Raw genomic sequence first — 22395 nt, forward strand, 5'->3', positions numbered from 1 at the left:
GAGAACGAGAGGGTCTCGCGTTAACCAAGTGACCGGGATCACGTTTCGGTGGATGTGCTAAGGGGACTGATCTGTACGCCAGTTCCCGGCCAGGGCCGGACCCACCTGATCGAGGTAGGTGGCGGTCAGTTGGCGCATTCCTTCGAGGGTGAGGTCGTCCCCCGCGGACCACAGTCGCTCGGTGACGCGAATCACTCCGCCGAAGAGGGCCACGATGATGCGGGGCCGCGGGTCCGTGTCCACGTCGAGCCCCTCGCGCTCGGCGATGATGCGCGCGAGCTCCTCCTCCAGTTCCGCCGACCGCCGCAGGTGGGCGGCGAGCAGTGCGGGCGTGGACTCGATCACCCGGTAGACGCGCATGTGGAGCTCGACCGGCACGATCTCCTCGATCGTCTCGTTGATCGTGTCCCAGCTCTCCAGTACGGCCCGGCGCAGCGCCTCCAGCGGCGCCTCGCCCGGCGGGCGGGCCCGTACGGCCTCGACGACCTGGGTCTCCGCGAGCCGCGGCACGTAGAACGCCGTCTCCTCCTTGCTCACGAAGTAGCGGAAGAAGGTGCGCTGCGAGACGTCGACGGCGGCGGCGATGTCGTCGACGGTCGTCTCCTCGTACCCGCGCGTGACGAACAGTTCCAGGGCGGCCCGCAGCAGCGCGTCCCGGGTGCGCCGTTTCTTGCGTTCGCGCAGGTTCAAAGAGGTCCCTCTCTCTTCATCGTTTGCCCAGTTCAGGCTATACGGAAGGCGTCATGTCAGTTACCGGCTAGTGAATTGGTTTGTCAATTGTCAGTGGCTGTCATTAGCCTCGAAGCATGACTAGTCAGACCACCATCGACACGACGGGGTCGGGGGGCAAGGCACCGGCGACGCCGTCGGACGCGACGCCGGGCAAGGGGCTGCGAGGGCACCCCTGGCTCACCCTCATCACCGTCGCAGTGGGGGTCATGATGGTGGCCCTCGACGGCACCATCGTGGCCATAGCCAACCCCGCGATACAGAAGGACCTGGGCGCCACCTTCGCCCAGGTCCAGTGGATCACCAACGGATACTTCCTCGCCCTCGCGGTCTCCCTGATCACCGCGGGCAAGCTCGGCGACCGCTTCGGTCACCGGCAGACCTTCCTCATCGGCGTCGTCGGCTTCGCCGCCGCCTCGGGGGCCATCGGCCTGTCCGACAGCATCGCGCTGGTCGTCACCTTCCGCGTCCTGCAGGGCCTCTTCGGCGCGCTGCTGATGCCCGCCGCGCTCGGTCTGCTGCGGGCCACGTTCCCGGCCGAGAAGCTCAACATGGCGATCGGCATCTGGGGCATGGTCATCGGCGCGTCCACCGCCGGCGGCCCGATCCTCGGCGGTGTGCTCGTCGAGCACGTCAACTGGCAGTCGGTGTTCTTCATCAACGTGCCGGTCGGTGTCCTCGCCGTCGTCCTCGGCGTCTGGATCCTGCTCGACCACCGCGCCGAGAACGCCCCGCGCTCCTTCGACATCCCGGGCATCGCCCTGCTGTCGATCTCCGTGTTCTGCCTGGTGTGGGCGCTCATCAAGGCCCCGCCGTCCGAGTGGGGCTGGGGCGACGCCAAGACGCTGGCGTTCCTCGGCGCCTCCGTGCTGGGCTTCGCGCTGTTCGCCTTCTGGGAGACGAAGGTGAAGGAGCCGCTGATCCCGCTCGCGCTGTTCCGCTCCGTGGCGCTGTCCGCGGGCGTCGTGCTGATGGTCCTGATGGCCATCGCCTTCATGGGCGGCCTGTTCTTCGTGACGTTCTACCTCCAGAACGTGCACGGCATGGGCCCGGTCGACGCGGGTCTGCATCTGCTGCCGCTCACCGGCATGATGATCGTCGGCTCGCCGCTCGCCGGCGCGATGATCACCAAGTTCGGCCCCCGCGTCCCGCTCGCGGGCGGTATGGCGTTCACCGCGATCGCCATGTACGGGATGTCGACGCTGGAGACGGACACCGGCAGCGGCATCATGTCGCTCTGGTTCGCCCTGCTCGGCCTCGGCCTCGCCCCGGTCATGGTCGGCGCGACCGAAGTCATCGTCGGCAACGCCCCGATGGAGCTGTCGGGCGTCGCGGGCGGTCTCCAGCAGGCCGCCATGCAGATCGGCGGCAGCCTCGGTACGGCCGTGCTCGGCGCCGTGATGGCCTCCAAGGTCAACAGCGACCTCGCGGGCAACTGGACGAAGGCGGGGCTCCCGCCGCTCACCCCGGAGCAGGAGCACCAGGCGTCCGAGGCCGTCCAGGTCGGTGTCCCGCCGGTGGCGCCGGGGACGCCGGACGCGATCGCCGCGAAGATCACGGGCGTCGCGCACGACACGTTCATCTCCGGCATGAGCGCGGCGTCCCTCGTCGCCTGCGGCGTCGCCGTGGTGGCGGTGCTGGTGGCGTTCCTCACCAAGCGCGGTGAGAACGCGGGCGCCGAAGCGGGCGCCGCGCACATCTGACGGCCGAATCCCGGGTGTTCGCCTATCAGGGTGAACAAAACCGCCGACCCCTCCCCTCCGGCGGGCATCGCAGGTCACAGTGGGTCAAGTCCTCCGCAGGGCATGGAGGACGGACGCTGCGGCGCGCTGCTGGAGGGGGGCAGCGCGCAAGCAGCGGGATTGAGACCCCATGTGGGGGTACTCGCCATGTCGTACCCGAACCGAACCCCAACCGACTGAGGGTTTACGGGAGTTGATGATGGCGAGCTTCGGACACGGTACGCGCAGGCACCCCCGCTCACGTGGCCGGACGTGGTCACGGACCGGGCCGGATCGCGCGACGCTCGGAATCATCGGAGTCATCTGCGCGGTCGCCGGATTCTTCGTGCTGGGGATCATCCTCGGCCCCGTGGCGATCGTCTGCGGCTGGCTCGCCATGGGCCGCACGTGGGCGGGCTCCCGCCCGGCCACGGCCGTGGTCGCCCTGGTCCTGGGTGCCATCGACACGCTCCTGGCCGTCATCTGGCTGTCCGGAGCGACGACTCCGGGGAACGGCTTGCTGTTCTGACCTGCCGTTCCTCCCCGGGGAAGTGAGGCAAGGGCCTCCGGCGACCGAGCCGGAGGCCCACCTTCAGGTCATTTCACCGACGTCCCCTTCAGCGCCGCCAGTTCGTCGCGCAACGCCCGCACCTCCTCCGTCAGCTCCCGGATCGCCTCCGTCTGCCGCTGCTCCTCCACGTCGTCCCTCTCGAACCGGGCGATGAACCAGGCGGCGATGTTCGCCGTCACCACACCGAGCAGCGCGATCCCCGACAGCATCAGCCCGACCGCGAGCATCCGCCCCAGCCCGGTGGTGGGCGCGTGATCCCCGTAGCCCACGGTCGTCATCGTCGTGAAGGACCACCACACGGCGTCGCCCAGCGTATGAATGTTCCCGCCCGGCGCGTCCCGTTCCACCGAGAGCACCGCCAGCGAGCCGAACATCAGCAGCCCGACCACCGAGCCGCCGATGTACGTCGTGAGCCGGATCTGCGAAGCCATCCGCGCCCGCTGGCCGACGAGCAGCAGCGTGGACACCAGCCGCAACAGCCGCATCGGCTGCAGCAAGGGCAGCAGCACCGCTCCGAGATCGAGCCAGTGCGTCCGGACGAACAGCAGCCGCTGGTCGGAGAGGGCGAGCCGAACCAGGTAGTCGAGGGCGAACGCGCCCCACACCACCCACTCGACCGCCGTGCACAGGTCCACCAGGGCCCGGCTCGCGTCCGGCCGGACGATCGGCACGGCATAGGCGACGGCGAAGGCGAGGGCCAGCGCGAAGAGCGGCCGCTGTGTGTGCTGTTCCCAACGAAGTTGGGCCGACTGCTGCTGCATGGCCGAATCGTAGGAAACGTGAAGGGGTGGTGCGCCCACGGTGCGTCCGTGACGCGCACCACCCCTTCACAGGACCGAGTGCGTTACGCGTCGCCGCCCGCGACCCCCGGGTCGGCCGCCGACACGTCGAGCAGCTGGTACCGGTCGATGGCCTGCTTGAGCACCGACCGGTCGACCTTGCCCTCACGGGCCAGCTCGGTCAGCACCCCCACCACGATCGACTGCGCGTCGATGTGGAAGAAGCGGCGGGCGGCGCCCCGCGTGTCCGCGAAGCCGAAACCGTCCGCGCCGAGCGACTGGTACGTCTGCGGCACCCAGCGCGCGATCTGGTCCGGAACCGATCGCATCCAGTCGGACACGGCCACGACCGGCCCCTCCGCGCCCGCCAGCTTCCGCGTCACGTACGGCACCCGCTGCTCCTCCTCGGGGTGCAGCAGGTTGTGCTCCTCGCAGGCCACGGCCTCGCGCCGCAGCTCGTTCCAGGAGGTCGCCGACCAGACGTCGGCCTTGACGTTCCACTCCTCGGCCAGGATCTTCTGCGCCTCGACCGCCCACGGCACCGCGACACCCGACGCCATGATCTGCGCCGGGATCGAGCCGCCGGTGCCCTCGCTGAAGCGGTAGACGCCCTTGAGGATGCCCTCCACGTCCACGTTCTCGGGCTCGGCCGGGTGCTGGATCGGCTCGTTGTAGACGGTCAGGTAGTAGAAGACGTCCTCGCCGTGCGGGTGCTCCTCGGAGCCGCCGTACATCCGGCGCAGGCCGTCCTTCACGATGTGCGCGATCTCGAAGCCGAACGCCGGGTCGTACGCCACGCAGCCGGGATTCGTGGAGGCCAGCAGCTGGGAGTGGCCGTCGGCGTGCTGGAGGCCCTCACCGGTCAGGGTCGTCCGGCCGGCGGTCGCGCCCAGGACGAAACCGCGGGCCAGCTGGTCGGACATCTGCCAGAACTGGTCGCCGGTGCGCTGGAAGCCGAACATCGAGTAGAAGACGTAGACCGGGATCAGCGGCTCGCCGTGGGTCGCGTAGGCCGAGCCGGCGGCGATCAGGGACGCCGTGCAGCCCGCCTCCGAGATGCCGTCGTGCAGCATCTGGCCGTTCGGCGCCTCCTTGTAGGCGAGCAGCAGATCACGGTCGACCGACTCGTACTGCTGGCCGAGCGGGTTGTAGATCTTCGCGCTCGGGAAGAACGAGTCCATGCCGAACGTGCGGTACTCGTCCGGCGCGATCAGCACGAACCGCTTGCCGATCTCCTTGTCCCGCATGAGGTCCTTGAGCAGGCGTACGAAGGCCATCGTCGTGGCGATCGACTGCTGGCCCGAGCCCTTCTTCACGGTCGCGTACGTCTTGTCCTCGGGCAGCGGCAGCGGCTTGGACCGCACGACGCGCGTGGGGACGTAACCGCCGAGGCCCCGGCGGCGGTCGTGCATGTACTGGATCTCCTCCGAGTCCGGGCCCGGGTGGTAGTACGGCGGGGCGCCGGACTCCAGCTCCTTGTCGGAGATCGGCAGGTGCAGACGGTCGCGGAAGTGCTTGAGGTCGTCGACCGTCAGCTTCTTCATCTGGTGCGTGGCGTTACGGCCCTCGAAGTTCGGGCCCAGCGTCCAGCCCTTGATCGTCTTGGCGAGGATCACCGTCGGCTGGCCCTTGTGCTCCACGGCCGCCTTGTACGCCGCGAAGATCTTCCGGTGGTCGTGACCGCCGCGGCCCAGGTGCAGGATCTGGTCGTCGGTCATGCCCTCGACCATCGCGCGCAGGCGGTGGTCGTCGCCGAAGAAGTGGTCACGGATGTACGCGCCGGTCTCCGTGGCGTACGTCTGGAACTGTCCGTCCGGCGTGGTGTTCATCTTGTTGACGAGTACGCCGTCGCGGTCCTGGGCGAGCAGCGGGTCCCAGGTGCGGTCCCAGACCAGCTTGATCACGTTCCAGCCGGCGCCACGGAAGATCGACTCCAGCTCCTGGATGATCTTTCCGTTGCCGCGCACCGGTCCGTCGAGGCGCTGCAGGTTGCAGTTGACGACGAACGTGAGGTTGTCGAGGCCCTCGCGCGCGGCGATGGACAGCTGGCCCAGCGACTCCGGCTCGTCCATCTCGCCGTCGCCGAGGAACGCCCACACGTGTGACTTCGAGGTGTCGGCGATCCCGCGGGCGTGCATGTAGCGGTTCATCCGCGCCTGGTAGATCGCGCCGATCGGGCCGAGGCCCATCGACACCGTCGGGAACTCCCAGAAGTCCGGCATGAGCCGCGGGTGCGGGTACGACGACAGGCCGTACGGCGCCTTCGACTTTTCCTGGCGGAAGCCGTCCAGGTGCTGCTCGCTGAGCCGGTCCAGCAGGAAGGCGCGGGCGTAGATGCCCGGCGAGGCGTGTCCCTGGAAGAAGACCTGGTCGCCGCCGTCGCCCTCGTCCTTGCCGCGGAAGAAGTGGTTGAAGCCGACGTCGTAGAGGGAGGCGGAGGACGCGAACGTGGCGATGTGGCCGCCGACGCCGATGCCGGGGCGCTGGGCCCGGGAGACCATCACCGCCGCGTTCCAGCGGGTCGCGTTGAGGATCTTCCGTTCGATCTCCTCGTTGCCCGGGAAGAACGGCTCGCTCTTGGTGGGGATGGTGTTGACGTAGTCCGTGCTGCGCATCTCCGGCACGGCCACGCGCTTCTCGCGGGCCCGCTCGATCAGCCGCAGCATCAGATAGCGGGCGCGCTCACGGCCGCGCTCGTCGACGGCGGCGTCGAGGGAGTCGAGCCACTCCTGCGTCTCTTCGGGATCGAAGTCAGGAACCTGACTCGGAAGGCCGCCAATGATGATCGGGTTGCGATCGGATGCGGAAGCCACGCTGTTCCTTACCTGTCAGAGGGCCTGCGAGGGCCGCTGTTTCGCTGTCGTCGCCGGGCGTTGTCGCTTGGGCCGCGCCGCTCCCCATGGTCCACCTCGGGGCCGCAAACGTCATCTCTACCCAGCGGTAACCCGGGCGCGGGACCAGCTCCGTGACGTATGGGGTGAATATCTTCGAGTCTCGTACCCCCAGACGATTCCCAAACGCCCAAACAGGGCAGAAAGGTGTGGTGTGCGTCACCTCGGGCCATGATGGTGTGCCTGGAGTTGCGGTGACACCGCCAGGATCGTCACCGTTTCGGCGGTCTGAACGGCCGGGTACTTGCGCGATCCGCCCCGCCCGTGTGGACTACGGCCAATGCTTCGCGCACGCGCGTGGCTGAGATTCCCCCGAGCTCACAGGAGCAGGGGGTTCCGACATCCCAAGAAATGATCAGGAGGCAACCCGTGAGCGCGACCGCGGACCACGCGGAGGAGCGGACGAACCCTGCCGCCAGGCTGGGGTTCCAGCCCGGGCAGGTGGTCCAGGAGATCGGCTACGACGACGACGTGGACCAGGAACTCCGCGAGGCCATCGAGGGCATCGTCGAGGGCGACCTGGTGGACGAGGACTACGACGACGTGGCCGACGCCGTTGTGCTGTGGTTCCGTGACGACGACGGCGACCTGACGGATGCGCTGGTCGATGCCACCACGTACATCGAAGAGGGCGGTGCGATCCTGCTCCTCACGCCGAAGACCGGCCGTTCGGGCTATGTGGAGCCGAGCGACATCTCGGAAGCCGCCACCACGGCGGGTCTGACGGCGTCCAAGAGCGTCAGCGTCGGCAAGGACTGGAGCGGCAGCCGGCTGGCGACGCCCAAAGCCGCCAAGTCGAAGCGTTAGCCGTACGGCACGTCCGCACGTCAGCCGTTCGGAGGGGCGGGCCGGCATCGTCGGCCCGCCCACCGGTCTGCGCCGGTCCCTGCGTAGGGTGGGGCCCATTCGAGAAGCCCCACGAAGGGACACCCACAACGATGGCGATCCAGGTCGGCGAGAAGGCCCCCGACTTCGAGCTCAAGGACAACCACGGCGCGAGCGTGAAGCTGTCCGACTTCCGCGGTCGGAAGAACGTGGTGCTGCTCTTCTACCCCTTCGCCTTCACCGGCGTCTGCACGGGTGAGCTGTGCGAGCTGCGCGACAACCTGCCGCAGTTCTCCGACCGCGACACCCAGCTGCTCGCCGTCTCCAACGACTCCATCCACACGCTGCGCGTCTTCGCCGAGCAGGAGGGTCTGGAGTACCCGCTGCTGTCGGACTTCTGGCCGCACGGCAACGTCTCGCGCGCCTACGGCGTCTTCGACGAGGACAAGGGCTGCGCCGTGCGCGGCACCTTCGTCATCGACAAGGAGGGCGTCGTGCGCTGGACGGTCGTCAACGGCCTGCCGGACGCGCGCGACCTGAACGACTACGTGAAGGCGCTCGACACCCTGTGACGCCGGTCGGGCGTCATGCGCTCGACACCCGCTGAATTGTCGGCTTCAGGGCCTGCGTGGGGCGGGAACCCGTCACTAGGATCGACTCGTTGATCCGACATCCGAGCACAACGGGGCATCCCGCCCCCGGACACCAATGGAGGACTCGTGGGAGTCAGCCTCAGCAAGGGCGGCAACGTATCGCTGACCAAGGAGGCGCCGGGCCTGACCGCGGTCATCGTCGGTCTGGGGTGGGACGTCCGCACCACGACCGGCACCGACTTCGACCTGGACGCCAGCGCGCTGCTGCTGAACAACTCCGGCAAGGTCGCCAGCGACCAGCACTTCGTCTTCTTCAACAACCTCAAGAGCCCCGACGGCTCCGTCGAGCACACCGGCGACAACCTCACCGGTGAGGGCGAGGGCGACGACGAGCAGATCAAGGTCAACCTGGCCACGGTCCCGGCCGACGTCGAGAAGATCGTCTTCCCGGTCTCCATCTACGACGCCGAGACCCGCCAGCAGTCCTTCGGCCAGGTCCGCAACGCGTTCATCCGCGTCGTGAACCAGGCCGGCGGCGCCGAGATCGCCCGCTACGACCTCAGTGAGGACGCCTCCACCGAGACCGCCATGGTCTTCGGTGAGCTCTACCGGCACGGCGCGGAGTGGAAGTTCCGCGCCATCGGCCAGGGCTACGCCTCGGGCCTGCGCGGTATCGCGCAGGACTTCGGCGTGAACGTCTGAGCCATCTGACGGGCCCCGGCGACGGGGCCCCAGGTCTTCCTGTCCGGCGCCGCACGGTTTACGTGCGGCGCCGGACGTGCAGGACCACCTGAGAAACACCACCGGGCCTGTGGCCCAAGGGGAGGGACAGCATCATGGGTGTCACGCTCGCCAAGGGGGGCAATGTCTCCCTGTCCAAGGCCGCACCGAACCTCACTCAGGTGATGATCGGGCTCGGCTGGGACGCGCGCTCCACCACCGGAGCCCCGTTCGACCTCGACGCCAGCGCGCTGATGTGCAGCGGCGGCCGCGTGCTCGGGGACGAGTGGTTCGTGTTCTACAACCAGCTCAAGAGTCCGGACGGTTCCGTGGAGCACACCGGTGACAACCTCACCGGTGAGGGCGAAGGCGACGACGAGTCGCTCCTGATCGACCTCTCCAAGGTGCCGCCCCAGTGCGACAAGATCGTCTTTCCGGTCTCCATCCACATGGCCGACGAGCGGAACCAGACCTTCGGCCAGGTCAGCAATGCCTTCATCCGCGTGGTGAACCAGGCGGACGGCCAGGAACTCGCCCGCTACGACCTCAGCGAGGACGCCTCCACGGAGACCGCGATGATCTTCGGCGAGGTCTACCGCTACCAGGGCGAATGGAAGTTCAGGGCCGTCGGGCAGGGGTACGCGTCGGGACTGCGGGGCATCGCACTGGACTTCGGGGTCAACGTCACGTAACGCGATATGAGCAAAAACCGGGGCCCGGTGGGGTGCGAAGGGGGGACGACTAGACTTCGGCTTCAAAAGTTCGTAAAGCCGGGTACGGCGCGGGGGAGCCCCGTACACACACGATTGGGTAGCCAGTGGTTCTGAAAACCTTCGGGTGGTCGTTCGCGGTCACCGCGCTCGGCCTGGTCGCGGCGGTCCTGTTCGGCGGGTGGACCGCGCTCGGCATCGTCGCGATCCTCTCCGTCCTCGAGATCTCGCTGTCCTTCGACAACGCGGTGGTCAACGCCGGGATCCTGAAGAAGATGAATGCCTTCTGGCAGAAGATCTTCCTCACGATCGGCATTCTGATCGCCGTCTTCGGTATGCGTCTGGTCTTCCCTGTCGTGATCGTCGCGATCAGCGCCCAGCTGGGCCCGATCGAGGCCGTCGACCTCGCCCTGAGCGACAAGGACCAGTACCAGCAGCTCGTGACGGACGCCCACCCGGCGATCGCCGCCTTCGGCGGTATGTTCCTGCTGATGATCTTCCTCGACTTCATCTTCGAGGACCGGGACATCAAGTGGCTCGGCTGGCTGGAGCGCCCGCTGTCCAAGCTCGGCAAGGTCGACATGCTGTCGGTCTGCATCGCGCTGATCGTCCTGCTGATCTCGGCGATGACCTTCGCGACCCACGCCCACCAGCACGGCGGTACGCACGTCGACAAGGCCGAGACGGTCCTGCTCTCCGGCATCGCCGGTCTGATCACGTACATGATCGTCGGTGGTCTCTCCGGCTACTTCGAGGACAAGCTCGAAGAGGAGGAGGAGCGGGAGCACGAGGCGGAGGAAGAGGCCGAGCGCAGCGGCAAGCCCCGCTCCGCGGTCCAGCTGGCCGGCAAGGCCGCCTTCTTCATGTTCCTCTACCTCGAGGTCCTGGACGCGTCCTTCTCCTTCGACGGCGTCATCGGCGCCTTCGCCATCACCAACGACATCGTCCTGATGGCCCTCGGCCTCGGCATCGGCGCCATGTACGTCCGGTCGCTGACGGTCTACCTGGTCCGCCAGGGCACCCTCGACGACTACGTCTACCTGGAGCACGGCGCGCACTACGCCATCGGCGCGCTCGCCCTGATCCTGCTCGTCACCATCCAGTACCAGATCAACGAGATCGTCACCGGCCTCATCGGCGTCGTCCTGATCGCCGCCTCCTTCTGGTCCTCCGTACGCCGCAACAAGGCGCTGGCGGCGGCCGAGGGGAAAGCCGGCTCGGACGAGAAGACTGAGGTCTCGTCCGGGGTGTGACACCCCTCCGGGTGAGGAACGCTCTGTGCGGGGCGGCCACCGAGGTGACTCCTCGGGGCCGCCCCGTCGGTCGTCAAGGGCCGCGGGTACGGTGACGACCCGCGGTCACCAAGGGAACGTGGGGGCGGAATGGGCCTGTTCGACGGACTCCGGCGTGGGCGCGATGCGCAGTTCGACTCGGGTCACGCGGCAACCAACGCGATCGAACTGACCAAGCGGCGCGCGCAGATATCACTCACCAAACAGGGCGCGGCCACCGGCCATCTCCGGGTCAACCTGAGCTGGCGGATGCGCACCTCCGACATCGGCGGCCCGCAGCGCGAGAGCCTGCTGCGGCACCCCTTCAGGGCCCTCAAACCGCCCGAGGTCATCGGCCACAGCCAGAGCGTGGTCAACGTCGACCTCGACCTGGGCTGTCTGTACGAGCTCCAGGACGGCAGCAAGGGCGTCGTCCAGCCCCTCGGCGGCTACTTCGGCGACGTCAACGCCCCGCCGTACGTCAAGCTCAGCGGCGACGACCGCTTCGGCTCCGCGTCCGGCGAGACGATGTACATCAACCTCGACCACCGCGACGACATCAAGCGGCTCCTGGTCTTCGTCTACATCTACGACGCGACACCCGCCTTCGACCGCGCCCACGCCATCGTCACCCTGTACCCGAGCAACGGCCCCCGCATCGAGATCCATCTCGACGAACGCCAGCCACAGGCCCGCTCCTGCGCCGTCGTCATGATCGAAAAGGTCAAGGACGAGATCATCGTGCGCCGCGAGGCGAAGTTCGTCTACGGATTCCAGGCCGAACTGGACCGGTTGTACGGCTGGGGGCTCCAGTGGGGGCGGGGCTACAAGACGAAGGTCGAGCGCTAGGCGGGCACTCCCGAGGGTTGTTTCCGCCTGCCTAGCGTCCGATGAACTGTGGGCCCTGCGGGGGCAGGCGGAAGTCCGGGTCGGGGGCCGCGACCGGCTCCGGGTAGCCGTAGCCGGACTGGGCCCCCGTGACGCCCGCGGTCGCCGGCGCCTGGGGGTAGCCGTAGGCGGGCTGGCTGGTGGGCTGCGGGTAGCCGTACGCCGGCTGGGTCGCCGGGGGCTGCTGGGGCGGATAGCCGTACGCGGGCTGCGGGGGCACCACGGTCGGCTGCTCCGGCGGCAGCGGCCGGGACACCTCGGGGGAGGGCGGGGCGGCGGTCCCGGGCTGCTGGGTCGTGGCCGGGGGCTGCTGGGTCGTGGCAGAGGTCGTGGACTGTGCCGGGTCGGCGGTCGCCGGCTGCCCGGCCGTCTCCTCCATCGCCTCCGACTCGTCCACCGAGATGCCGTAGTCGGTCGCGAGCCCCTGCAGCCCGTTCGAATAGCCCTCGCCCAGCGCCCGGAACTTCCAGCCCTCCCCGCGCCGGTACAGCTCACCGCAGATCAGCGCGGTCTCCTGGCCCGTCTCCGGGTTGACGTCGAAGTACGCCAGAGCCTCCCCGCCGGTGCTCGCCGCGTCGTACAGCAGAATGCGCAGCGCCCGTACACGGTCGAACGAGACGCCGTCCGCCGAAGCGACCAGCAGAATCCGGCTGACTCCCGACTCGACACCGGCGAGATCTGTCTGGATCGTGTCGGTCAGGCCCTCGGTCACCCGCTTCTTGCCGAGCCGCCACACCTTCCCGGAAGGGTGCCGGGGCTGGTTGTAGAAAACGAAGTCCTCGTCGGAGCGCACATGACCGTCGGGGCCGAGGAGCAGCGCGGAGGCGTCGACGTCCGGAACCCCCTGCCCGGGTGTCCAGCGCAGCACGGCCCGCACCGTGGTGGCTTCCAGCGGGACGTTCGACCCCTTCAGCATCGCGTGCGTCATGCGGTCATCCTGCCTTCTCGGTCCTGCTCACGACAACGCGGGGCCCCGAGCGGCGCCGACGGCCCCCGCGGACTACCGTCGTCATGACCGGGCCCGGCTGTGCTTGCCCGCGTTACGTGAAGTTCATGCCTGACGGGAACCTCTGCCATGGACTTCTACGTACTATTACCGGCCAGCTTTCAACGATTCGCAGGTCGCACCACCACCACGGGGGAGTTCCATGCGGCATTTCGGGCACATCGCCCCTGAGGTGCGGAAGCGTCTCTTCTATCGCGAGCCGTGTACGTTCACCGCGGATTCGCCGGCCCGGCTGCTCTCGGCCGCCCTCGGTGCCACGCTCTACAGCCCGGCCACCCGGACCCGCCTCGCCGACGACATTCTCAAGCAGGCCGGTCGCGGCGTGGTCTCCATGGTCCTGTGCCTGGAGGACTCGATCGACGACGCGGAGGTCGGCCCGGGCGAGGAGAACCTCGTCCGCCAGCTCACGGCCCTGGCCGACCGCCCGGGCGCGGACCTGCCACTGCTCTTCATCCGGGTCCGCGTCCCCGAGCAGATACCGGATCTGGTGCGACGCCTCGGGCCCGCCGTCCGGCTGCTGTCCGGATTCGTACTGCCGAAGTTCACCGAGGAACGCGGCATCCCCTTCCTGGAGGCGCTGGCGACCGCCGAGGCCGAGGGCGGCCGTCGCCTTTTCGCCATGCCGGTGCTGGAGTCGCCGGAGCTGCTCTACCGCGAGTCGCGCGTGGCGACCCTGGAGGGCATCTCCCGGGCGGTCGACAAGTACCGCGACCGCGTCCTCGCCCTGCGCCTCGGCGTGACGGACTTCTGCTCCTCCTACGGGCTGCGCAGAGGCCCCGACATGACGGCCTACGACGTGCAGATCGTCGCCTCCGTGATCGCCGACGTGGTGAACATGCTGGGCCGCGCCGACGGGACCGGCTTCACCGTGACCGGGCCGGTGTGGGAGTACTTCCGGGTCCAGGAGCGCATGTTCAAGCCGCTGCTGCGGCAGAGCCCCTTCCTTGAGGTGCAGGCCGCGGAACTGCGCGAGAAGCTGATTGAGCACGCCATGGACGGCCTGCTCAGGGAGATCTCCCTGGACCAGGCCAACGGACTGCTGGGCAAGACCTGCATCCACCCCTCGCACGTGCTGCCCGTGCACGCGCTGTCGGTCGTCAGCCACGAGGAGTTCTCGGACGCCCAGGACATCCTGCACCCCGAGCGCGGCGGCGGGGGTGTGCTGAGGTCGGCGTACACGAACAAGATGAACGAGGTGAAGCCGCATCGGGCCTGGGCCGAGCGGACCCTGCTGCGTGCCGAGGTTTTCGGCGTGGCGAACGAGGACATCGGCTTCGTGGAGCTGCTGGCGGCCGGCCTGCTCGACTGAACGCACGGCATCCGAGGAACGCAGGCTCGCCGGGGAGACCGGCGACTTCGACGCAGGGAATTCATGGAGAAGGCAGTGAACGTGGGGGTGCACGACCAGGTGCGCGACGGCGATGGCGATGGCGACGGTGTCTGGTCGGGCAGCTGGGTCGCCGAGCGGCTCGGCGTCGAGCTCATCGGCGACGACCGGCTGACCGGCCTGCTCGGGCTGGCACTGCGCCGCAACCCCAAGCGGGCCCACCTGCTGGTGTCGAACGTGCTCGGCAAGCACGTCCCGCAGTCGCCGTCCGTGGTCTACGGCTACGGCTTCGAACTGGGCCGCCGGGTGCGTGAACTGCTGGGCGCCGACGAGGCGCGCCGCGCGGTCGTCCTCGGCTACGCGGAGACCGCGACGGGACTCGGCCACAGTGTCGCCGACGGACTGGGCACAGCCCCCTACCTGCACTCCACCCGCCGCCCCGTCGCCGGCGTCGCCCCGGCCGGCGGCTTCGAGGAGTCCCACTCGCACGCGACCTCGCACCTGCTCCTGCCGGAGGACCCCGCGCTGCTCACCGGCGACGGGCCGCTGGTCCTGGTCGACGACGAGTTCTCCACGGGGAACACGGTGCTGAACACCGTCCGGGATCTTCATCAGCGGTATCCGCGGCGGCGGTATGTGGTGGTGGCGCTGGTGGATATGCGGTCGGCTGCCGACGCGGGGCGGCTGGAGGAGTTCGCGAGGGAGATCGGCGCGCGGGTGGATCTCGTGGCGGCGGCTTCGGGGACGGTGCGGCTGCCCGAGGGGGTGTTGGAGAAGGGGCGGGAGCTGGTGGCGCGGTACGAGGCGGAGAGTGCCGCGGCAGGTGATCGGTCGTCTGCGGCAGCGTCGTGGCCGGTCGCGCAGTTCCCCGCGCCCCCTGAGGGCGTTGCCGCCGACCCCGCAGGGGCGCGGGGAACTGCGCGAACAGCCCCCACCGGCCCGCAGCCGGACGACAACCGCGCCCACCCCCACGTCACCCGCATAGACCTGCGCTGGCCCGAGGGGCTGCCCGACGGCGGCCGGCACGGCTTCACCCCAGCGCACCGGACACGGCTGGAGGCCGCCCTGCCGGGCATGGCCGCACGGCTTTCCGAGGCGCTGCCTCAGAACGCACGCCGCGTGCACATACTCGGCTTCGAGGAGCTGATGTACGCCCCGCTCAGGCTCGCCCAGGAGCTGGAGCGGATCACCGACGTCGAGGTCCGCTACTCGACCACCACCCGCTCGCCCGTCCTCGCCGTCGACGACCCCGGCTACGCGATACGCACCCGCCTGGTCTTCCCCTCCCACGACGACCCCGCCGACGGCCCGGGCGAGCGGTACGCCTACAACGTCGCCGGTGCCGGCTACGACGCCGTGATCGCCGTCGTCGACTCGGCCGCGGACACGCCCCCGCTGCACGCGCCCGACGGCCTGCTGGCCCAGCTCGCCGCGCACACCCCCGAGGTCCTCCTCGCCGTCGTACCGTCGTACGCCCCCGAGGCCCCGCACGCCCCCGAAAGGCCCTCCATGCTGCCCGAGCCCCTCCGCGGCCCCGCCTTCTCCTCGTACGCGCCCGAGGAGGTCGGCTGGCTGCTCCAGGACCTCTCGGACGTGACGCTGGAGGCGCCGACCGAGGAGCGCGAGGAGGCCATCCAGAGCGGCGGCGCGCACTACGCCGAGTCGCTGCCCGTGGAGTACCAGCCGAGCGAGCAGTACCAGCAGCTGTTCCACGCCGCGCTGGAGGACTCGGCGGCCCGCATCGCCCAGGCGGTCGGCGTGGTCACCGAGACCGTCCTGGCCGAGCGGTCACCCCGCCCCGTCCTGGTCTCCCTCGCCCGCGCGGGCACCCCGATCGGCATCCTCATGCGCCGCTGGGCCCAGCACCGGCACGGCCTCGACCTGCCGCACTACGCCGTGTCGATCGTCCGCGGCCGCGGCATCGACGCCAACGCGCTGCGCTGGCTCGCCCGGCACCACGACCCCCGGGACGTCGTGTTCGTCGACGGCTGGACCGGCAAGGGCGCCATCACCCGCGAACTCGCCCAGGCCCTGGAGGAGTTCGAGAAGTCCGACGGCATCACCGGCTTCAGCCCCGAGATCGCCGTCCTGGCCGACCCGGGCTCCTGCGTGAGGACCTACGGCACCCGCGAGGACTTCCTCATCCCCTCCGCCTGCCTCAACTCGACCGTGTCCGGCCTGATCTCGCGGACCGTGCTGCGCGCGGACCTGGTCGGACCGCACGACTTCCACGGCGCGAAGTTCTACCGCGAACTCGCCGGCACCGACGTCTCGGTGACCTTCCTGGACGCCGTCTCCACCCGCTTCCCCGAGGTCGCGGACGCCGCCTGCGCCCAGGCGAAGGAACTGCTCGCCGCCGACCGCTCGCCCACCTGGGAGGGCTGGGCCGCCGTCGAGCGCATCAGCGAGGAGTACGGCATCCACGACGTGAACCTCGTCAAGCCCGGCGTCGGCGAGACCACCCGCGTGATGCTGCGCCGCGTGCCCTGGAAGGTCCTGGCACGCGCCGGGGCGGGCAGCGACCTCGACCACGTCCGCCTGCTGGCCGGGCAACGCGGCGTGCCCGTCGAGGAGGTGGCGGACCTGCCCTACACCTGCGTCGGGCTGATCCACCCCAAGTACACCCGGGGCGCGACCGGCGCCGACGGCAAGGCGGTGACCCTCTGATGCCCGCACTCGTCGCGAGCGACCTCGACCGCACCCTGATCTACTCCGCCGCCGCTCTGGCGCTGACCATGCCGGACGCGCGGGCCCCCCGGCTGCTGTGCGTGGAGGTGCACGAGAGCAAGCCGCTGTCGTACATGACGGAGACGGCGGCGCAGCTCCTCACCGACCTGGGCGACGCGGCCGTGTTCGTGCCGACGACGACCCGCACGCGCAAGCAGTACCTGCGCATCAACCTGCCGGGCCCCGCGCCCACCTACGCGATCTGCGCGAACGGCGGCCACATCCTCGTGGACGGCGTGTCCGACCCCGACTGGCACGCACAGGTGACCGCGCGGCTGGCCGACCAGTGCGCGCCCCTGGCCGAGGTGCAGGAACACCTGCTCAGGGCCGCCGACCCGGTCTGGGTGCGCAAGCACCGCGTCGCCGACGACCTCTTCGCCTACCTCGTCGTCGAGCGTGAACTGCTGGCCGAGGACTGGGTGAAGGAACTCGCGGTCTGGGCGGAGAACCGCGGCTGGACCGTGTCCCTGCAGGGCCGCAAGATCTACGCCGTGCCCAAGCCGCTCACCAAGAGCGCGGCGATGCGCGAGGTCGCCCGCAGGACCGGCGCCGATCTCACCCTCGCCGCCGGCGACTCCCTGCTCGACGCCGACCTGCTCCTCGCGGCCGACCAGGGCTGGCGCCCGGGCCACGGGGAGCTGGCCGACACCGACTGGACGGCTCCCGCGATCAGGGCGCTTCCCGAGCGGGGCGTCCTTGCGGGGGAGCGGATCCTGCGGGAGCTTCTGGGAGCAGTGCGGGGCGCCTGAGAGCTCGGGTGTCCTGGTCGTCGTGCGGGTGCGGCGTCGCGGTGGCTTGTCGCGCCCCGCGGCGGAGCCGCACATCGTCACAGCCCCGCGCCCCTTTGGGGCGCCGTAGCAGCCGTACTCCGATGAACGCCGCCACCGCTACGGCAGACACCGCCAGGACCACCTTCGAGTAGGCGGAGACCATGTCCGTCACCTGGTGCCAGTTCGCGCCCAGCAGGTAGCCCGCGAGGACGAACGCCGCGTTCCAGATCGCGCTGCCCAGCGTGGTCAGCCCCAGGAACACCGGCAGGCGCATGCGTTCGACACCCGCCGGGACGGATATCAGGCTGCGGAAGATCGGGATCATCCGCCCGAAGAACACGGCCTTGGTGCCGTGCCGCAGGAACCACGCCTCTGTCCGCTCGATGTCGGAGACCTTCACCAACGGCAGCCGGGCCGCCATCGCCACCGTCCGGTCACGACCGAGCAGCGCACCGATGCCGTAGAGCGCGAGGGCGCCGATCCCCGAGCCGGCCGTCGTCCACAGCAGGGCCGCGAGCAGGCTCATCCGCCCGCTGCTCGCGGCGAACCCGGCGAGCGGCAGGATCACCTCGCTGGGCAGCGGCGGGAACAGGTTCTCCAGGGCGATGGCGAGACCGGCACCCGGCGCGCCGAGCGCGTCCATCAGGTCGTTGACCCACTGCGGCCCGGCGTCCGCTGCGATGGCTGTCATGCCGGCCACGTTAGGGAACCGAAGCTGAAGGGTTCCTGAGGAAGGGACTCCTGAAGAAAGGACTCCTGCGGAAAGGACTCCTGCGGAAAGGACTCCTGCGGAAAGGACTCCTGCGGAAAGGACTCCTGCGGAAAGGACTCCCGAGGAAGAGGGTCAGCCGCAGCAGCCGCCTCCGCAGCAGCCGCCCCCACCGCCGCCGCTCGAGCGGGGCGCCGATGCCGGGGCGGAGGCGGAGCCGCCGACCGCGACCGTGGAGAGGAGCTTCACCGTGTCGTCATGCCCCGAGGGGCAGGCCGCGGGGGCGGAGGACTCGGCCATGGGACGGCTGAGTTCGAAGGTGTCGCCGCAGGTCCGGCAGCGGTACTCGTAGCGAGGCATGGGGACAGAGTAATCCGCGCCGGCGGAAATACCGCCCTTCGGGATTGCTTTTGATCACTCTTGCCACACCGGTATGGAGGAACTGTAAAGGCCGCTGATAGCTTTCGATGGCCACGAGGAGCCGCAAGGCGGGGGGACATGAGGGCTCGTTGCCGTCGACCACGGCAGCCATGCCCTTCCGCGCGAGCACCACCGTGAGGGGGAGGGAGACAAACCGTGTACAAGGCTGGGCGGGAACCGGACGAGACCATGCAGTTGAAGGTCCCCGTTTCCATGAAAGCGGACGAGACCATGCTCTTGCGCACCGTCGACGTGTCCGCAACCGACAACGCGACCCCATCCTCCGCCACGGCCCCGGACGGCAGCGCACCCGGCAGATCGGGCCGCCGGCGCAGGGCCGCCCGGCCTTCCCTCCTGTCCCGGATCCCAGCCGCAGGCCCCGGGCTGAACCGACTCGTCACCCGCGTCGGGTCCCACGCCCACCGCCTCCGTCCCCGTTACCCGCACGCCGACCGCACCGGCTGGCGCCGCTGGGTGCCTTCCTGGCGGCAGTGGCTCGGTGCCGCGCTGACCTTCACCGGCCTGACCGTCGCCCTCCTGGGCTCCGCCTACGCCGCCACCGACATTCCGCAGAACCTCAACTCGTACGCCACCCAGCAGGACAACGTCTACTTCTGGTCCGACGGGACGCCCATGGCCCGCACTGGCTGGGTGCGGCGGCAGGACATGCCACTGAAGGACATCCCCGAGGACGTCCGCGACGCGGTCCTGGCGGCGGAGAACGCGAGCTTCTACAGCGACCCCGGCATATCCGTCAGCGGCCTCACCCGTGCCCTGTGGCGCACCGTCGGTCAGGGGGACACCCAGGGCGGCTCCACCATCACCCAGCAGTACGTCAAGAACGTCTACCTCAACCAGGACCGCTCGGTGGGCCGCAAGTTCACCGAGGCGATGCTCGCCCTCAAGCTCGACAACGAGATGAGCAAGGACGACATCCTCGAGGGCTACCTCAACACGAGCTGGTTCGGCCGCGGCACCTACGGCATCCAGCGCGCCGCACAGGCCTACTACGGCAAGGACGTCGGCGAACTCGACGCCGGCGAGGCCGCTTGCCTCGCCTCCCTCCTCAAGGGCGCCGCGCTCTACGACCCGGCCCTGAGCAAGGCCAACCATGCCCGGGCGGTGGAGCGCTGGTCCTGGATCCTCGACCGCATGGTCGACACCGGCGCGCTGTCGACGTCCGAGCGGGCCCGCTACCAGCAGTTCCCCGAGCCGCTGAAGCGGGCGCCCGGGTACGACACCGGCAAGCAGAGCGACTATCTCGTCGAACTGGCCGCCCAGTACGCCAAGAAGGCGGCTCACCTCTCGGCCAGGGAGTTCGACCTCGGCGGCTACCAGATCTACACGACCTTCGACCGCAAGCAGGAGACCGCGCTCACCGACGCCGTGGACAAGGCCCGCAAGCAGGCGCGGAAGGACGACGCGGCCAAGGCGAAGACCCTGCACTTCGGCGCCGCCTCGGTGGCCACCGACGGGCGCATCCTCGCCGTCCACGGCGGCCCCGACCACCGAGAACAGGGCTATAACGAGTCGAACGCCACCACCGTCCCCGCCGGTTCGGCCTTCCTGCCGTTCGTCTACGCCGCCGCCCTGGAGAACGGAGTGCACAAGACCCGTGAGGGCCCCGCGACCGAGGTGACCCCGCAGACGCTGTACGACGGGGACGACGGCATCAGCGTCATGACACCCGAGGGGCCCTACTGGGACCGCGGCGGCAAGCAGGTCACCTCCCACAACGACGGCAGGAAGTCCTATGGGCGCATCAGCCTGAGCCGGGCGCTCGCCCTGTCGGTGAACACGCCGTTCATGCAGCTCGGCATGGACACCGGCCTGGACACGGTGCGGGACACCGCCCAGCGGGCGGGCCTGCTCTCCTCCAGCTTCGGGCCGCAGGTGCCCGCGATGTCCCTGGGCAGTGCCACGCCCAGCGCGATCCGCATGGCGAGCGGATACACCACGTTCGCCGCTGCCGGCCGGCACGTCGAGCCGTACTCGGTGGCCCGGATCACCCGCAACGGCTCCGAGGTCGCGCTGACGAAGCCCGCGTCCCGCCGTGCGGTGAAGGCGACCGTGGCCGAGGCGGTCCAGTCCGCCCTCACCGACGCCTTCCGCACCGCCCGACCGGGGGCGGCCACCACCGCCACGGTGGCCGGGAAGGCCGGCACCACGCAGAACGACACCGCCGCCTGGTACATCGGCACGGCCAACTCCGTGTCGACGGCCGTGGTGGCCTACCGCATCGACCTCGGCAAGAGCCTCGAACCCCTGCCGTTGAAGGGCATCGCGGGCTCCCCCGGCGACAGCGTCCCGTACCGCATCTGGTCCGGTGCCCGCGGCATCGGCTGAGCCCGCCCAGAACCGTTCTGTACCCCCCACTCCTCCCCCCTCGCAGAATGAGCCGCGCATGAAACCGCCGTCCGGCCGCCGCCGCCGACCCCGCGCACCCCGCCGCACCACACGCCCCGGGGTGCTGACCCTGGCGGCCCTTCTCGTCGTCGCGTCAGTGGTCGCGGGCTATCTGGTCCTGACCCGCTCGGACACCACCACCCCGACCGCCTCCCCCGGGGCCCGCAAGGGGTCCCCCGCCAAGCCGGATCCGGATCAGGAGCCCCGGTGGGACGGCAGGGTGAAGGTCCTAGGGGACGGCTCCACCTCCTACACCGGTCCGCAGCGCGGGCAGTTGAAGCCGGTTCCGCTCAAGCCGGGCGAGAAGCCGCCCCAGTTCGTGGTCTTCTCCTGGGACGGCGCGCTGCAGGGCGACGACGGGCTCTTCTCCCACTACCGGGAGCTGGCCAGGAAGTACGACGCCCACATGACCTTCTTCCTCACCGGCATCTACCTGCTGCCCAGGGACAAGAAGGAGCTCTACGCCCCGCCTCAGCACGCCAAGGGCTCGGCGGCGATCAGCTTCGCCACCGACGAGCACATCCGCACCACGCTGGACCAACTCGGCAAGGCATGGCAGGACGGGAACGAGATCGGCACCCACTTCAACGGCCACTTCTGCGGCAAGAAGGGCGGCGGCGACTGGAGCGTCGCCGAGTGGAAGAGCGAGATCGACCAGTTCTACGACTTCGCCGAGAACTGGAAGACCAACACCGGCTTCCAGGACGTCGACCCCCTGCCGTTCGACATCAGGAAGGAGGTCACCGGCGGCCGCGCGCCCTGCCTGGAGGGCCAGAAGAACCTGCTGAAGGCCGCCGAGGGGTACCACTGGCGCTACGACGCCAGCTCCGCGGGCGACTTCCAGATATGGCCCGGCAAGAAGAACGGCATCTGGGACTTCCCGCTGCAGATGCTCCCGTACGACGGCGGCACGTACCAGGGCCTGTCGATGGACTTCAACTTCCTCTACAACCAGTCCGACGGCGAGACCGAGGGCGACCCGGCGAACTACCCCCAGTGGGAAGAGCAGACCGTCGCCTCCTACATGTCCGGCTTCAACCGCGTGTACTACGGCAGCCGGGCCCCGCTGTTCATCGGCAACCATTTCGAGGACTGGAACGGCGGCATCTACATGCGGGCCGTCGACCGGGTCATCAAGGACATGTGCACGAAGAAGGACGTCAAGTGCGTGTCCTTCCGGGAACTGGCCGACTGGCTCGACGTGCAGAAGCCCGGGACCCTGCAGCGGCTGCGCGGTCTGGACCCGGCGCAGTCGCCCGACTGGTCGACGGTCGTGAAGTGATCAGGTCGAGAAGTAACAGGCGCAACACTCTTCACAGTAGTCACACACTT

At 69.4% G+C, this 22395-nt stretch carries 19 protein-coding genes; 13 read left to right on the top strand and 6 right to left on the bottom strand.

Annotated features, from left to right (window positions below):
- Positions 1-57 precede the first annotated feature (57 nt).
- A complete protein-coding gene (locus AC07F0_RS16660; protein WP_478979501.1) occupies positions 58-690 on the bottom strand; it encodes a TetR family transcriptional regulator in 633 nt (210 codons plus the stop codon).
- Between the two features lie 116 nt (positions 691-806).
- On the opposite strand from AC07F0_RS16660, the gene AC07F0_RS16665 reads away from it, so the two are divergent.
- Entirely contained in the window at positions 807-2432 is a 1626-nt protein-coding gene (locus AC07F0_RS16665) for an MFS transporter (RefSeq protein WP_478979503.1), read from the top strand.
- A gap of 235 nt (positions 2433-2667) precedes the next feature.
- Positions 2668-2979: a small hydrophobic protein gene (locus AC07F0_RS16670; protein ID WP_478979506.1), complete on the top strand. Its 312-nt coding sequence runs from the start codon at positions 2668-2670 to the stop codon at positions 2977-2979.
- Positions 2980-3047: 68 nt separating this feature from the next.
- On the opposite strand, the gene AC07F0_RS16675 is transcribed toward AC07F0_RS16670, so the two are convergent.
- Positions 3048-3782: a potassium channel family protein gene (locus AC07F0_RS16675; protein ID WP_478979509.1), complete on the bottom strand. Its 735-nt coding sequence runs from the start codon at positions 3780-3782 to the stop codon at positions 3048-3050.
- An 83-nt stretch (positions 3783-3865) separates the two neighbouring features.
- Complete coding sequence (gene aceE, locus AC07F0_RS16680) at positions 3866-6613, bottom strand: pyruvate dehydrogenase (acetyl-transferring), homodimeric type (RefSeq protein WP_478979512.1); 2748 nt, start codon at positions 6611-6613, stop codon at positions 3866-3868.
- A 447-nt stretch (positions 6614-7060) separates the two neighbouring features.
- On the opposite strand from aceE, the gene AC07F0_RS16685 reads away from it, so the two are divergent.
- The 6 genes from AC07F0_RS16685 to AC07F0_RS16710 all read left to right on the top strand — a co-directional run bounded on the left by AC07F0_RS16685 (position 7061) and on the right by AC07F0_RS16710 (position 11659).
- On the top strand, positions 7061-7498 hold the full coding sequence (locus AC07F0_RS16685) for a DUF3052 domain-containing protein (protein WP_010048512.1): 438 nt from the start codon (positions 7061-7063) through the stop codon (positions 7496-7498).
- Between the two features lie 131 nt (positions 7499-7629).
- A complete protein-coding gene (locus AC07F0_RS16690) occupies positions 7630-8088 on the top strand; it encodes a peroxiredoxin (protein WP_010048511.1) in 459 nt (152 codons plus the stop codon).
- A gap of 147 nt (positions 8089-8235) precedes the next feature.
- Positions 8236-8811 (top strand): calcium homeostasis/redox stress adaptation protein, encoded by a 576-nt coding sequence (locus AC07F0_RS16695; protein ID WP_356929081.1) that lies wholly within the window; start codon positions 8236-8238, stop codon positions 8809-8811.
- Between the two features lie 134 nt (positions 8812-8945).
- The gene (locus AC07F0_RS16700; protein ID WP_436728776.1) at positions 8946-9521 is read left to right on the top strand and encodes a TerD family protein; all 576 of its coding nucleotides are present in this window, start codon (positions 8946-8948) and stop codon (positions 9519-9521) included.
- Between the two features lie 125 nt (positions 9522-9646).
- Positions 9647-10792, top strand: coding sequence for a DUF475 domain-containing protein (locus AC07F0_RS16705; protein ID WP_478979515.1), 1146 nt, complete (start codon positions 9647-9649; stop codon positions 10790-10792).
- Positions 10793-10921: 129 nt separating this feature from the next.
- A complete protein-coding gene (locus tag AC07F0_RS16710; protein ID WP_478979518.1) occupies positions 10922-11659 on the top strand; it encodes a TerD family protein in 738 nt (245 codons plus the stop codon).
- Between the two features lie 31 nt (positions 11660-11690).
- On the opposite strand, the gene AC07F0_RS16715 is transcribed toward AC07F0_RS16710, so the two are convergent.
- Positions 11691-12626: a TerD family protein gene (locus tag AC07F0_RS16715; protein WP_478979521.1), complete on the bottom strand. Its 936-nt coding sequence runs from the start codon at positions 12624-12626 to the stop codon at positions 11691-11693.
- Positions 12627-12846: 220 nt separating this feature from the next.
- Between AC07F0_RS16715 and AC07F0_RS16720 the strand changes: the two genes are divergently transcribed.
- From AC07F0_RS16720 to AC07F0_RS16730, 3 genes are all read left to right on the top strand, one after another.
- Positions 12847-14013, top strand: a complete 1167-nt coding sequence (locus AC07F0_RS16720) for an HpcH/HpaI aldolase/citrate lyase family protein (protein ID WP_478979524.1) — start codon at positions 12847-12849, stop codon at positions 14011-14013.
- A 63-nt stretch (positions 14014-14076) separates the two neighbouring features.
- On the top strand, positions 14077-16698 hold the full coding sequence (locus AC07F0_RS16725; RefSeq protein ID WP_478979527.1) for a phosphoribosyltransferase: 2622 nt from the start codon (positions 14077-14079) through the stop codon (positions 16696-16698).
- Positions 16698-17507 carry an HAD family hydrolase gene (locus AC07F0_RS16730; RefSeq protein ID WP_436730311.1) on the top strand — a complete coding sequence of 270 codons (810 nt, stop codon included), beginning with the start codon at positions 16698-16700 and terminating at the stop codon, positions 17505-17507. The genes AC07F0_RS16725 and AC07F0_RS16730 overlap by 1 nt, the downstream gene beginning before the upstream one ends.
- On the opposite strand, the gene AC07F0_RS16735 is transcribed toward AC07F0_RS16730, so the two are convergent.
- Complete coding sequence (locus AC07F0_RS16735; RefSeq protein WP_478979530.1) at positions 17428-18219, bottom strand: DedA family protein; 792 nt, start codon at positions 18217-18219, stop codon at positions 17428-17430. The genes AC07F0_RS16730 and AC07F0_RS16735 overlap by 80 nt on opposite strands.
- A 153-nt stretch (positions 18220-18372) precedes the next feature.
- Complete coding sequence (locus AC07F0_RS16740) at positions 18373-18597, bottom strand: FmdB family zinc ribbon protein (RefSeq protein WP_478979533.1); 225 nt, start codon at positions 18595-18597, stop codon at positions 18373-18375.
- 249 nt (positions 18598-18846) lie between these two features.
- Here AC07F0_RS16740 and AC07F0_RS16745 point away from each other — a divergent pair, with 249 nt between their 5' ends.
- Both AC07F0_RS16745 and AC07F0_RS16750 read left to right on the top strand, forming a co-directional pair.
- Positions 18847-21003, top strand: a complete 2157-nt coding sequence (locus AC07F0_RS16745; RefSeq protein ID WP_478979917.1) for a transglycosylase domain-containing protein — start codon at positions 18847-18849, stop codon at positions 21001-21003.
- A 58-nt stretch (positions 21004-21061) separates the two neighbouring features.
- Positions 21062-22345, top strand: coding sequence for a polysaccharide deacetylase family protein (locus AC07F0_RS16750; RefSeq protein ID WP_478979536.1), 1284 nt, complete (start codon positions 21062-21064; stop codon positions 22343-22345).
- Positions 22346-22395: the final 50 nt, after the last annotated feature.

Source organism: Streptomyces sp. NPDC045955 (genome assembly GCF_056430805.1).

Excerpts from the sequence above, each read along its gene's own strand:
- AC07F0_RS16690 (WP_010048511.1), top strand. The coding sequence starts at position 7,630 with ATGGCGATCCAGGTCGGCGAGAAGGCCCCCGACTTCGAGCTCAAGGAC.
- AC07F0_RS16700 (WP_436728776.1), top strand. The coding sequence starts at position 8,946 with ATGGGTGTCACGCTCGCCAAGGGGGGCAATGTCTCCCTGTCCAAGGCC.
- AC07F0_RS16745 (WP_478979917.1), top strand. The coding sequence starts at position 18,847 with ATGCAGTTGAAGGTCCCCGTTTCCATGAAAGCGGACGAGACCATGCTC.
- AC07F0_RS16670 (WP_478979506.1), top strand. The coding sequence starts at position 2,668 with ATGATGGCGAGCTTCGGACACGGTACGCGCAGGCACCCCCGCTCACGT.
- AC07F0_RS16735 (WP_478979530.1), bottom strand. The coding sequence starts at position 18,219 with ATGACAGCCATCGCAGCGGACGCCGGGCCGCAGTGGGTCAACGACCTG.
- AC07F0_RS16665 (WP_478979503.1), top strand. The coding sequence starts at position 807 with ATGACTAGTCAGACCACCATCGACACGACGGGGTCGGGGGGCAAGGCA.
- AC07F0_RS16750 (WP_478979536.1), top strand. The coding sequence starts at position 21,062 with ATGAAACCGCCGTCCGGCCGCCGCCGCCGACCCCGCGCACCCCGCCGC.
- AC07F0_RS16710 (WP_478979518.1), top strand. The coding sequence starts at position 10,922 with ATGGGCCTGTTCGACGGACTCCGGCGTGGGCGCGATGCGCAGTTCGAC.
- AC07F0_RS16715 (WP_478979521.1), bottom strand. The coding sequence starts at position 12,626 with ATGACGCACGCGATGCTGAAGGGGTCGAACGTCCCGCTGGAAGCCACC.
- AC07F0_RS16725 (WP_478979527.1), top strand. The coding sequence starts at position 14,077 with ATGGAGAAGGCAGTGAACGTGGGGGTGCACGACCAGGTGCGCGACGGC.
- AC07F0_RS16740 (WP_478979533.1), bottom strand. The coding sequence starts at position 18,597 with ATGCCTCGCTACGAGTACCGCTGCCGGACCTGCGGCGACACCTTCGAA.
- AC07F0_RS16730 (WP_436730311.1), top strand. The coding sequence starts at position 16,698 with ATGCCCGCACTCGTCGCGAGCGACCTCGACCGCACCCTGATCTACTCC.
- AC07F0_RS16720 (WP_478979524.1), top strand. The coding sequence starts at position 12,847 with ATGCGGCATTTCGGGCACATCGCCCCTGAGGTGCGGAAGCGTCTCTTC.
- AC07F0_RS16675 (WP_478979509.1), bottom strand. The coding sequence starts at position 3,782 with ATGCAGCAGCAGTCGGCCCAACTTCGTTGGGAACAGCACACACAGCGG.